The organism is Kribbella sp. CWNU-51 (genome assembly GCF_054073265.1).
Genome location: NZ_JBSXMZ010000026.1, coordinates 66666 through 78122, shown reverse-complemented (window position 1 = coordinate 78122; position 11457 = coordinate 66666). Strand labels below are relative to the sequence as shown.

The window sequence follows — 11457 nt, the reverse complement described above, 5'->3', positions numbered from 1 at the left end:
CCGCTAGCCGGCCTTGCGTTCGGTTTGGGCGGACAGGAAGCGGCGGAAGTCTTCTGCGGAGATGATCGGGATGCTCAGCTCACGGGCGGCGCGTGCCTTCACTGACAGGCTGTCCACGTCGGCGGCCACGACGAACGTCGTGTCCGGGCGGACCGCCTCCTGCGGGACGAACCCGGCCGCCACCGCCCGGTCCCACCAAACCTCGCGTGGCGCGACCATGTCCCCGGTGAAGACCATCGTGCTCCCCAGTGGGAACCCCCTCGCCCCAGGACGAGCGGGTACGACGTACCGCCCGCCGCTCGCCCGCACCAGCGCCTCGTCCACATCGGAAGCCCGGCGCCCGAGCATCACCGCCACCTGGTCGAGATCGCTCCGCTGATCCGCAGTTATCGCGCCTCCGCCCCACGACGCCTCCGCCAGCGCGGACACGTAGTACTGATGCAAGTCGTGCACCTGCGAACGCGTCAGGCCGAGGTCGGTCGCGACCTGGACGAGCTGATCCGCGTCCGCCGCGGTGATCTCCCGATTGGCGAGGATCATGTCGAGCAGCGCGAGATACGAGTCGGCCTGTGGCGGCTCGGGGACGCGCGGCAACTGATCGACGAGCCTGCTCATCCAGCCATGCCGCCCGCCGGCATGTACCGGCCGCACGGTCGGCGCGACGTTGCTCGAGGGCAACGCCGGCCACCGCAATCGACTGACTTCCTGATAAGCCCACTGCCACGGCGGCGGTGACGGAAACGCCTTCAGATACTGGCCGAACAACTCGGCCGTGGCCCGCGTGTCGGCCAGCGCCGAATGCCATCCCTCGATCGAGATCCCCGCCGCCGCACAACACGCACCGAGCGTCCGCTTCGCGCCCGGGTAGAGATAACCGGCCAGCGCCATCGTGCACATCGACCGCTCGGTGATCAGCGGTACGGCGACACCCAGCCGGGCGAACTCCGCCCGCAGGAACCCGAGATCGAACTCGACGTTGTGCCCGACAACCATCCGGCCCGCCAGCAGCTCACCCAACGGCCGCGCGACATCCGCGAACTCCGGCGCGGCGAGCACATCGGCGGTCAGGATCCCGTGGATGTGCTGCGGACCGAGATCGCGCTGCGGATTCAGCAGCGTCACCCATTCGTGCTCGACCTGCCCGCGGGCGTCCAACAGCACGACGGCGACCTCGATCACCCGATGCCGATGACTCGGCAGCAGGCCGGTCGTCTCGGTGTCGATGACGGCATACATCCACGGGCCTCCCCCGGCTCGATGACCGACTGGAACAACCCAATCACACGTCACCGACAGTTTCCGTCCGGTCCGGAATCGGCGTCAGCGACCCGGCCGCCCGGCCTCAGTCGCCGGGGATCTCGACCGCGATCTCGTCGCCCAGCCGGGCGCCGTCGGCCAACTCGAGTTCGTCACCGCTCCAGAAGCGTCCCGGGTCGTACCAGTTGGGCCGCCGCCCGGGCAGCAACCCCATCTCCTCGTACGTCACCGCGACCACCTCGGCGCAGTACGCCGACTCCAGCTCCAGCTCCCGCGATCCGCGCCGGAACGCCGGCACCCGGCCACGCACCCACCTCGTCGCCAGGCGAGCCGTCGACGGGAACGGCGTACCGTCCAGCCGGGCCACAGTCCGCAGTACGGCGTCCTCCATCTCCCGCGTGACGGGATGATCGAGCTGCCGCAGCCAGGCCCGTTGGCCGTACTTGCGCGCCCACACCAGGACCGCGTCCCGCAGGTCGTGCAACTGCACACCGCGGTGATGCGTGCCGCTCCACACGTCCGGCAGCGACCGACCCAGCTCGGCGTGCCACATCAGCGGGGGCAGATCGTCGATCACGATCGCCATGCCGACGTGGTTGACCGGGCTGTTCGTCGTCAGCTGGATGGCGCGGTCGGCGGCTTTGTCACCACGGAACAGCCAAATGTCACCTGTTCGTGTCAGTTCCGTAGCGTCATCCAGTGCAATCCGGCTGTCCACATCGCTAGGTTAGACCGCATGAAGGTATGGAAGGTGGTAGGACTTGCGGGGCTCGTCGGCGTGGCCGCGACGGGCGTAGTGGTCGCGCGAGGCGAGCGGAAGCGTCGCGCCTACACGCCGGAAGAGGTGCGCGACCGGCTCAAGACCCGGGCCAAGGAAGCAGCGAACGCCTGACTCAGGCACGACGCTCGGCCGGTCGTGCGGGTACGCCGTAACTCGGTGGTACGGCGTAGGGTCCCGCACGGCCGGCCGAGAGTCGTTGTCGGCCGCAACCATCTCAAAGGTTGTGAAGAGCAACTTCTTTCAGGCTGCCGGCGGTGATCGTCGCGGTCTGGTAGGTGCAGTACGGCTGCCGGCGCCGATCCGTCGGCGACCCAGGGTTCAGTAGCCGCAAACCGCCCGCGGCCGTGGTGTCCCACGGGATGTGACTGTGGCCGAACACCAGCAGGTCCACGCCCGGATAGTCCTTCTCGCAGCGCTCCTCGCGTCCCTTGGCCGGCCCGGTCTCGTGGACGACCGCGACCGACAGCCCGTCGAGCGTCACTCGCGCGACCTCCGGCAACCGCGCCCGCAACTCCGGGCCGTCGTTGTTGCCCCAGCACCCGACCAACCGGGCCGCACGAGACTCCAACTCGTCCAGCAACGCGACGCTCACCCAGTCCCCGGCATGGATGACCACGTCGGCGCGCTCGACCGCTTCCCAGACCGGCTCAGGCAGCCTCTTCGCCCGCACCGGCAGATGAGTGTCCGAGATCAGCACCAACCGCATCCGCCTACTCTCTACTCCGGCAGCGACTCGATCAACTCCTTCTCCTTCGCCGGGCTCAGGCCGGCACGGCGCTCCCGGTCCAGACCGAGCTCCCGCTCCCAGGCCAGCGTGTCCACGAGGAAGTCCCGCCGCGGGCGATGCGTGAGCCCGGCCGCGAACGCCGCCGCGCCGCTGCGGCTCGACCAGCCCTCGTACCCGGGCTCGGTCAGCCACATCGTCAACGATTCCGGCCCCATGTACTGCTCGACCTTCTGCTCCTCCAACCACGTCTGCGGCGCGAGCACGACCGGTCCGGTGTGACCGCCCACCTCGCGCACGAGCTCGATCCACTCCCCGAACGGCACGACCGGGCCGACGGCATTGAACGTCCCGGTCCGCCCTTCTGTCGCACAGTCCAGCAACCAGGCGGCGAGATCGCGGACGTCGATCACGGACGTCGGCAGCTCAGGCGTGTCCGGCACGAGCAGCGGCTCCTCCGGCGCCCGGGCCGCCCGTGCCACCCACGCCCCGGCCCGATCGCTCGGGTCCCCCGGCCCACCGATCAGGCCGGCCCGCGCGATCACCAGCCTATCCCCGACCACCTCCCGCGAGGCCAGTTCGCAGGCGACCTTCGCCTCGCCGTACTGGTCCCGCCCGGCCACGTCCAGCTCCATCGGCTCCCGCAGTACGGCGGACTCGTCGGCACCCGGCGTGTCGAACTTCTCGTAGACGTTGCCCGTCGACACGTACGTCCAATGCTTGGCCCGCGGACCGAAAGCGGCCAGCGCGCCGCGCACGAACCCCGGCTGCCAGGACACCTCGAACACCGCGTCCCAGTCCTGATCGGGCACAGCGTCGTACGCATCCGGACGGCTGCGATCGGTGGCGATCAGCGTGGCGGCGTCCGCGATCGCACCACTCTCACCACGGGCGAGACAGGTGACGGAATGCCCGCGCGCCAGCGCCTGCGTCGCGATCTCGCGACCGAGCCATGCTGTCCCACCGAGGATCAGAATCTCCATGCAGGCAAGCCAATCAGGCCCGGCCGACAAAACCCAGCCACCTCTGCGTAGGGCAGAATCGACGCGCCGTGATCTCGTGCCAGCGTCACGTCACCGTAAGCGTCGACCCCTTGCGGCGCAGGCGATCCGGGCGCACTGTCGGCAGCAGGAGGCACCTCAGAATTGGTGCCATGGACAAGGGGGAGTAATGGCTGGTTTCGTTCAGATCATCGAGTACCGGACGTCGAAGCCGGACGAGATCGCGGCGCTGATGGAACAGTTCAGCAAGAACCGCGCAGCCGAGGGTGACGGGCCCGCCCCCGTCCGCGGGATCACCTGCGCCGACCGGGACGAGCCGGGGCGCTACTTCGCCATCGTCGAGTTCCGCTCGTACGAGGAGGCGATGGCGAACTCGCAGCGGGCCGACACGACCGAGTTCTCGACCAAGATGATGGAACTGTGCGACGGACCGGGCGCGTTCTACAACCTCGATCTGGTCCAGACCATGGAGTACAGCTGACCGCTGGCGGGCTCGGGCCCATCAGACACGGGCTTAGCCCGAGGTTGGTGGGTGGCCGGCGCGGTGAGGGAGGTTCGGCGCCGGCCACCCACGATCAGTCCGGGTCCGCGGCGCCGGACCCGGGCCGGCTCAGCGGAACACCCGGTACGACGACCCCCCGGCCGGCGGTGCACCGCCGTACGAACCGAGTTCACGGTCGCTGTGCAGGGGGTCGGGATCCTGTGGCTCGGGGGCGGAGTGCAGATCCGGCCACGGCCGGGGTGGGAGGACTTCGCGGGGTGGCAGTTTCAGGTCGGGATCGGGGCCTGGGTCCGGGTCGATCCACTCGACCTCGGTGGCCCCGCCGTGACCGTGGATGGCGACGACGGAGTCGATCCCGTCCCAGACGGTCGTGGTCGGATAGTCGCCGTACCAGCGGAGCGCGACCGCCCCATCGGTGAACTGCACGCCCTCGGCGACCGGACCGGTGCCACTGACACCGGAGACGTCATGATGGCGGATCAGCCGGAAGCGACGCGGACTCATTTCGGCGCTACCTCCCAGAGCCGCTCGCCCGGCAGCGCACGCTCCGGGCCTAGGTCGGTGCCGGGGATCGGATCACTGGTCACGCGCAGGCCGGCGAACCGGCGCGACATGGCAGCGGCATAGCGTTCGGCCAACTCGGCCTCGGCCCGATAGTCCGCGACGACGTGGTCCCCGAACCACACCCGCACGCGACGTCGTTCAACAACCCTGACCGCAGCAGAGGGAGGCTCACCATCAGCGTTGCCGGCCATTTCAAGGCACCCGAAGCCCGGTCAAGCCAGTTCCCATCAGCAGCCTCGAAGAACAACCCTTCACGTCAATCACATCCACTTCCCTGTGGGATTGCGTTCACAGGTAGTGACGGCCACCTCCCCACTTCATGACGCGGGTCCGCAGAAATTTCAGCGCAGGGATGTCGGGGTTGTGCACAAGCAGCATCGGGAGGTCAGGCGACCGACATCAGCCGCTCGGCCTCAGGTGACGACCCAAGGGCGCCAGGTGTCGATGGCGTCGGCGTCGAGGGAGGTGCGAGGCGGGAAAGCGTAGGTCCCGGCACCGGGCAAGTACGCCGCCACGATCCAGGACATCGCGTGGTCCAGGACCAGGGCCACGTCGGGCCGGGTCGCAGCTAGCTCATCGAACACGGCACGGGCTTCCCGGGCCTGCGCCTCTTCGTTCTTCCGGCCCGAGAGGCGTACGTCGGCCACACCCGTGTAACGGTCGATCGCCGAGACGTCTTCGGGCTTGGGATCGACCTCGCCATAAATGTTCGGCCCGACCACGAGCAGTACGTTCCCGTCGGCGGTCCGTGCACGCCCCCGGAAGAAGTGCTCGTTCTCCTTCAACTCCGGATCATCCAGCCGTTCCAGTCCCAGGACATCCGCCAACCAGCCGGCCGTTCTGTCAAGGGGCTCACGCGAGGCCAGGAAGATGGTGTCGCTCGTGGACATCAGTGCTCCTTTGTGTAGGTGACCAAACGCCCGTCACCGAGAATGACATGAACAACGCGTGCGACCGTCGAACCTGGCTGGCCGCACGCCCTCCGGAATGACCGCCAGGCAACGTCCTCGGACAGCCGCACCGGTCGACCGTCGATCAGAATCTCGCCCAGCTCCCCAGCCTGCTCGCTGGCCTCATGTATGTTCCGCTTGATCGCATTGGAGCTACCACTCTGCGGGGTCTTGAACTCGATGATCACGCCCGAATCGTGCCTGCCCTTGCGCACCATGACATCCGGATTCTTCACCTTGTCGCGGGTGTGGTCCGGCGGCCTGGCGTCGACGCGCCATCCTTCCTCGGCGAGCCGGTCCGCGATCAGCCGCTCCTTCGGATTGAACGAATTGTGCGGATCGAACACGAGCGGCGCGAAGTCCACCGTCAGCGGGCGCTGATCGAAGGCGGGGTCGAAGGCCGGCTCGTCGACGTCCGGCAGTTCGATGTCGACCACGATCGGTTGCGGGCGTTTGTCGTCGGGGTAGTCAAAGGTGGCTTCTACGCGGTCGGTGGTGATGGTGAGGGTGGCGTGTTGCCACTTCTGGCCGGCGGATTCGGCCATGGCGGCCAGGAGGGTTTTCACCGGCTCGGTGAGGTCTACTTCGATTGCGAAGTCTTGGCGGAGGTGGTCGTTGCCCTTCTCGTCTCGTTCCTCGAACTCGATCTCGCCGGACTCGGTGATGGTGATCTCTACCTCGAGTGGCTCCTCGGGGAGGTCGCGTTCGTGCTCGTCGTTCTCATGACGTTTGCGGAACTTTTCGAAGGCTTTGCGGGCGACCGTGATGAGAGGCGGTTCGTTGTCTTCGGCAACTTCGAGGTCCTCGAAGGTGGCGGCGAGGCGTTTGGTGCGGCCGTGGGAGTCTCGTTCGGCGATGTCGCCGGTGCCGCCGGTGGTCTTGTTGCGGTCGGCGGAGTTGGCTGACGGGCGGCTGGTGGTGGAGCCGTCGCCGGTGAGGTGTTCGGCCCAGGCCCGCGCCTTCGGTGGGGCCAGGGACAGGTAGTGGGCGGCGGCCTCGCAGGCGCGGGCGGCCGCGTCCAGTTGCTGAGCGGCGACGGTTGCCCGGCCGTGGGAGGCCAACAGGGCAACTTGGGCGTTCTCGCGGCAGCGGGCGGCGGTGCGCCGCAGATCGGCAACGACGGCAGGCACCTCGTCGAGGCAATCCACCAGGCCCCGAGCGACCCGTTGCAGCTCAGACGGCACGACCGGTCAGATCTGGTCGGCGTAGCTCTTGCATCCGGCCGACGCGATCTCCAGCGCCTCGGCGGCCTGCTCGACCGCTTTGCCGGCCGCGTCCAGGATCTCCGTGATGTCCCGGTCGACGCCGGTCGCCGTACCGGCGATCAGGCTCTCCACCAGCTGACTGTGCTGGGTGAACCGCAGCTTGAACCCGGCCAGGCCACCCGCTGCCTGCTTGGCCTCCATCGAGACCTGGTGCAGCTGTTCCTTGAGCCGCTGTACGTCGGACACCTAACCCACTCCCAAACTAGTTGCGCTTCTTCGGCAGCACGATCGCCGTACCGGACACGATCACCGGTACGGCGATCGCGAGCCACCACGGCAGACCGGCCGCCATCGCGACGACGACCGCGGCCGCACCACCCCAGCCCCACCACCGCGCGCCCGGCAGCCGCGGCAGGCCGAGCGCCCGGGACGCGGCCAGCATCGTGACGGCGGCGATCGCGGCCGCCTCCACTCCGGCCAGGAACGACCCGGTCACCACCCACACCACCACGAACCCGACCAGCATCAAGGCCGCGCTGATGGTACGTCGCTTCCGTCGCTCCTGCTCGGCCCGGGCCGCTGCACGGACCTCCTCCAACTGCTCAACAGTGTCGCTGAGCTGTTTGGTGATCCCGGCCGCGACGGTCTCGATGTCGTTCAGTACGCGGATCTCGGGCAACGCATGGTTCGCCCGCTTCCCGTCCACCGGCAGTCCGGCTCGCTGCAGACTCGCAGCGGCCTCCTCGGCCAGTGCGTTCAGCCGGAGCTCCAACTGCCGCCCGCGCTCGGCCATGGCGTCAGCCTCCGCCATCGCAGTGGCCTCAGCCTTCGACTTGTGTGCCGTCAGCCGGTCCTGCGCCTGCTGCGCGTCCGCACGGGCTCCTGCGACCGTCCGCAGCGCCCGCGCGTACTCAGCCCACTCCTGCGCTTCCGTCTTCATCGCCGAACCAACTCCACCGCGCGATCCACCTCGTCGGATCGCAGTGCGGCAAACGGTACGACGACCTGGGCCTCAGGATGCAGTCCGTCCCACAGCAGACCCCGGTGTGGCTCCGACGCCCACCGCACCAGCGGACCGGCCACCGCGCGCACGCCGTCCTGCGGGTGCCGGAGGAACAGGTGAGTCGCCACGTTCGCACGCCCGTACCCGAGCTGCTCGGTGCACACGTGCAGCCGATTCCACCACCCGAAGGTGATGAGCCCCTGCGCGGGTCCGTCGCGCACGATCTCCTGCAGCGCGTTCGCCGGGCTCTCGAAGAACCCCTCGGCATGAAGCTGCATCCGAGGCACGCCATGGAACCCGAACCCGAGCAGATAGGTCTCACCAACGTGCCCGTTGCGCACCGACTCCCGCAGCGAGAACAGCCGCGGCACGATGTCGGCGTGCTTGTCGACCGTCTCGACCTCGCACCCGAGCTGCCGCAATGCCTGCACCAGCGCATCCTTGCCCTCAGCAACAGCCGGCGACGAGTCCGTCCCGTCCAGGAACACGAACCGCGGCGGATCCACAGCCGCGGCCGCCGTCGACAACGCGAGCCCACTCAGCACGCCGAGTGCGTCGACCGGGCCGTCACCGAGCACGAGTACGCCGGCACCCGGCTCGGGCCGTACTTCGACCTGCACCGGCTCCTCCGTCACCGCGATCGGCAACCCGGTCCACGGCCGCCCAAGCTCGGGCTTCACCGCGGCCGCCGTGTCCGTCAATCGGGCCGGCTCGGCCAGATGGAAGATCCGCGGCGGGTGGACCGCCGTACCCGCGCGCTGCCACAACTCACGCCGCAGCGAGTCCAGCACCGCCTTGTCCGCGAAGCTGACCAGCACATGCTGGTTGTCGTCCGGCGAACCGAAGTTCGCGTTCAGCACCGCCTCGCCGCGGAACTGCAGCTCGGCCGCCGCAGTGTTCCCGCTCCGCAGGATCGCCTGCGAGTCGGCCGGCGTTGTCTTGAGCGCGATCCGGTACGGCACCTGGCCGAAGATCGAGTCCCTCCGCGTCGCCAGCCGTTTGACGCCTTCGATCGTCTGCGTCGCCAGTACGACGTGCACGCCGTACGCGCGTCCCAGCCGGACCAACCGCTCGAGCAGCTTGGCCGCCTCATCCGCGAGCTCGTCATCGTCCTCGAGCAGCACCTGGAACTCGTCCAGCACGACGAGGATCCGCGGCGGCCGATCGGGGCCGGGGGCAAGCTCCGCGATGTCGGCGACGTTGCCGTGCGACTTGAAGATCTCACTGCGCCGCGCCAGTTCGTCCGACAGATGACGCAGTACGGCGAGACCGAACGCGCGATCGCTGTGCACGCCGAGCACCCGCACCTGCGGCAGCCAATGCTCCCGGTCCCCGCCTGGACCGAGCGCGGAGAACTCGACACCATGCTTGAAGTCGAGCAGGTACATCTCCAGATCCGCCGGGTCGTAGCGCGCGGCGAGACCGTGGATCATCACGAGCAGCAGGTTCGACTTGCCCTGGCCGACGGCGCCGCCGACGAGGACGTGCGGGAGGGCCGGGTTGCCGCTGCGCAACCGCACCACCGCCGGCGTGCGATCGTCGTACCCGATCACGGTGCCGATCTCGTCCGTGACCGATTGCCACCAGGTCGAGCGGTCCGGCAGGGTCCGCTCGAAGTCGATGGTGGGGAGTACGGCGATCTCCGCGAGCTCGGCCACCACGTCACAGATGCCGGCGGCAATGTTCGCTTCGAACGGCGGATCCAGCTTCGCGGGGACGCCGGGCAGTTGCGCGACCTCGACCCGTTCGTTGGTGATGGCCACCGGATTGAGGAGATCGAGCAACTGTTTGGTCTCGACGTCCAGCTCGGCGGACGTCGACGGGTCGTGATGGACCAGGAAGCAGATGCCGCGCCGGCCGGCGGTCGCGGCCAGCCGGAGCAGGTCGCGCTGGGCGAGCGTGTCGATGCCGGCCGGGTAGTCGAACAGGATGATCAGCCGATACGGCTCGGTCACCCGCCCGGTCTCCCGGATCAGATCCTCGAACCGCTCGTGCCCGAGCTGTGCCTGCCGGCTGGCCCGCAGCGACGAGACGTCGACCAGCCCGGACAGCACAGCGTGCAACTGCTCCGCGGTATGTGTTGCCCTAGGCACCAATTGCGGATACTTCGTGGTCAGGTGACCGAGCAGACCCATCATGCCGGTCAGCTTCGGGTCGTACGCGTCGATCCTGAGCCGGAACGGTTCGGCGGCCGCGACCAGCCGCAACGCCACGCTCTGCAGAAGTCTGCGCGCGAACTCGTTGCGATCCGCGGTCACCTTCCAGCCGTTCGTCCGCAGCAGCGGCGCGACCACCGGCGTGCCGCCGTCCAGCTCACCGACCCGCACGTACGACGAGACTCCCGCGCCGACCAGTTGACGCGAACGCCAGCGCGCGTCGTTCGGCGGGATCGCGGCCAGACCGGGCGCGAGCCGGTCCGCGAGTAGGCGGGCCTTCGGCTCGGCGGTGGACAACGCTTCCGCGGTCTTGGCGTCGACGAGTGAACGCGACTCGCGCCGGGCGATCGCGGTCTGCTCCTGCAGCTGACGATGCAGCTGCACGGCTCGCTGATGCTCGGCGTACGTCAGCCGGTGTGCGTTGTCCAGCAGTTGCCCGAGCGCATGCTGGAGACCGCGGATCCGCGCCTCCAGGAGCTCCGGTGCCGATTCTGTCGTCCGCGCGGAGCGCGAAGCCGATCCGGGCGTATTTCCCCCGTCAGGCTTCTCCGTCACGAGCACCGTCCTTCCACCTTGCCCCGCGACCACTGCTTGCCTGGAGTAACCATGTCATACGGGTAATCCCAACCGTCACTCAAGGCATCAGTAGTCTCACCTGCTAATCGGGAGCCACGATCTCGAGTTCGTAGCCGTCGGTGTTGTGCAGGAAGGCGGCGTAATGCTGCGGGCCGCCGGCGTACGGGTGCCGGTCGGCGAACATCAGCGTCCAGCCGTGCCGGCCGGCCTCCGCGACGATCGCGTCAACCTCGGCCCGGCCGGCCGCGTTCAGGGCGAGATGGTTCATCCCGGGCCGCAGCCGGTCGTGCTCGCCGGCCGACATCGCCGGGCTCTGCTCGACCACGACATAGCTGCCGTCGGGGGCCGCCCAGGTCATCCCGCCGGGCCAGCCGTCACCGTCCGTCCAGCCCAGCCGATTGAGGACCCAGCCCCAGCTCTCCTGGGCCCGGGACAGGTCCGGGACCCAGATCTCGACGTGATGCACCGCGGCGACCATCGGAGCATTATCTGTGCTCGTCATCTGTGCTCTTCGCCATGGGGTTCGACACCGCCATCGAGATCAGTCCCGACAGCACCAGCCAGACCAGTGCCGCGACCAGCCACGGCCACCACGCGCGGCTCTGCGCGGCCTCGGCCACGGCCTTGCCGAACAGGCCGCCCGCCGGCGCGAAGACGAACACGAGCAACACCCGCGCGATCGTCGTCTCCCTGGTCATTTCTTCATTGTGGGAGCGGATCGCCAGGCCTGCAGAAACC

Annotated in this window: 15 protein-coding genes; 2 read left to right on the top strand and 13 right to left on the bottom strand. The window is 68.6% G+C overall.

Annotated features, from left to right (window positions below):
• Positions 1–3: 3 nt before the first annotated feature.
• Together ACXC9Q_RS27590 and ACXC9Q_RS27585 are read right to left on the bottom strand one after the other, a co-directional pair.
• Entirely contained in the window at positions 4–1236 is a 1233-nt protein-coding gene (locus ACXC9Q_RS27590; protein ID WP_457059533.1) for an exonuclease domain-containing protein, read from the bottom strand.
• Positions 1237–1342: 106 nt separating this feature from the next.
• Positions 1343–1975, bottom strand: coding sequence for a hypothetical protein (locus ACXC9Q_RS27585; RefSeq protein ID WP_457059532.1), 633 nt, complete (start codon positions 1973–1975; stop codon positions 1343–1345).
• 18 nt (positions 1976–1993) lie between these two features.
• Here ACXC9Q_RS27585 and ACXC9Q_RS27580 point away from each other — a divergent pair, with 18 nt between their 5' ends.
• Complete coding sequence (locus tag ACXC9Q_RS27580) at positions 1994–2149, top strand: hypothetical protein (RefSeq protein ID WP_328519657.1); 156 nt, start codon at positions 1994–1996, stop codon at positions 2147–2149.
• 103 nt (positions 2150–2252) lie between these two features.
• On the opposite strand, the gene ACXC9Q_RS27575 is transcribed toward ACXC9Q_RS27580, so the two are convergent.
• Positions 2253–2744: a metallophosphoesterase family protein gene (locus ACXC9Q_RS27575; protein WP_457059531.1), complete on the bottom strand. Its 492-nt coding sequence runs from the start codon at positions 2742–2744 to the stop codon at positions 2253–2255.
• Positions 2745–2755: 11 nt separating this feature from the next.
• Complete coding sequence (locus tag ACXC9Q_RS27570; RefSeq protein ID WP_457059530.1) at positions 2756–3745, bottom strand: NAD-dependent epimerase/dehydratase family protein; 990 nt, start codon at positions 3743–3745, stop codon at positions 2756–2758.
• A gap of 187 nt (positions 3746–3932) precedes the next feature.
• On the opposite strand from ACXC9Q_RS27570, the gene ACXC9Q_RS27565 reads away from it, so the two are divergent.
• Positions 3933–4244, top strand: coding sequence for a hypothetical protein (locus ACXC9Q_RS27565; protein ID WP_457059529.1), 312 nt, complete (start codon positions 3933–3935; stop codon positions 4242–4244).
• 129 nt (positions 4245–4373) lie between these two features.
• Here ACXC9Q_RS27565 and ACXC9Q_RS27560 read toward each other — a convergent pair whose 3' ends face one another.
• The 9 genes from ACXC9Q_RS27560 to ACXC9Q_RS27520 all read right to left on the bottom strand — a co-directional run bounded on the left by ACXC9Q_RS27560 (position 4374) and on the right by ACXC9Q_RS27520 (position 11417).
• Positions 4374–4769, bottom strand: a complete 396-nt coding sequence (locus ACXC9Q_RS27560) for a hypothetical protein (RefSeq protein ID WP_457059528.1) — start codon at positions 4767–4769, stop codon at positions 4374–4376.
• On the bottom strand, positions 4766–4957 hold the full coding sequence (locus ACXC9Q_RS27555) for a hypothetical protein (RefSeq protein ID WP_457059527.1): 192 nt from the start codon (positions 4955–4957) through the stop codon (positions 4766–4768). Before ACXC9Q_RS27555 ends, ACXC9Q_RS27560 begins: the two co-directional genes overlap by 4 nt.
• 285 nt (positions 4958–5242) lie before the next feature.
• The gene (locus tag ACXC9Q_RS27550; protein WP_457059526.1) at positions 5243–5719 is read right to left on the bottom strand and encodes a hypothetical protein; all 477 of its coding nucleotides are present in this window, start codon (positions 5717–5719) and stop codon (positions 5243–5245) included.
• Entirely contained in the window at positions 5719–6909 is a 1191-nt protein-coding gene (locus ACXC9Q_RS27545) for a hypothetical protein (RefSeq protein WP_457059525.1), read from the bottom strand. The genes ACXC9Q_RS27550 and ACXC9Q_RS27545 overlap by 1 nt, the downstream gene beginning before the upstream one ends.
• A 60-nt stretch (positions 6910–6969) precedes the next feature.
• The gene (locus tag ACXC9Q_RS27540) at positions 6970–7230 is read right to left on the bottom strand and encodes a hypothetical protein (RefSeq protein WP_328519649.1); all 261 of its coding nucleotides are present in this window, start codon (positions 7228–7230) and stop codon (positions 6970–6972) included.
• Between the two features lie 16 nt (positions 7231–7246).
• Entirely contained in the window at positions 7247–7924 is a 678-nt protein-coding gene (locus ACXC9Q_RS27535) for a hypothetical protein (protein ID WP_457059524.1), read from the bottom strand.
• On the bottom strand, positions 7921–10698 hold the full coding sequence (locus ACXC9Q_RS27530; protein ID WP_457059523.1) for an FtsK/SpoIIIE domain-containing protein: 2778 nt from the start codon (positions 10696–10698) through the stop codon (positions 7921–7923). The genes ACXC9Q_RS27535 and ACXC9Q_RS27530 overlap by 4 nt, the downstream gene beginning before the upstream one ends.
• 103 nt (positions 10699–10801) lie before the next feature.
• Positions 10802–11221, bottom strand: coding sequence for a VOC family protein (locus tag ACXC9Q_RS27525; protein ID WP_457059522.1), 420 nt, complete (start codon positions 11219–11221; stop codon positions 10802–10804).
• Positions 11205–11417: a hypothetical protein gene (locus ACXC9Q_RS27520; RefSeq protein WP_457059521.1), complete on the bottom strand. Its 213-nt coding sequence runs from the start codon at positions 11415–11417 to the stop codon at positions 11205–11207. The genes ACXC9Q_RS27525 and ACXC9Q_RS27520 overlap by 17 nt, the downstream gene beginning before the upstream one ends.
• Positions 11418–11457: the final 40 nt, after the last annotated feature.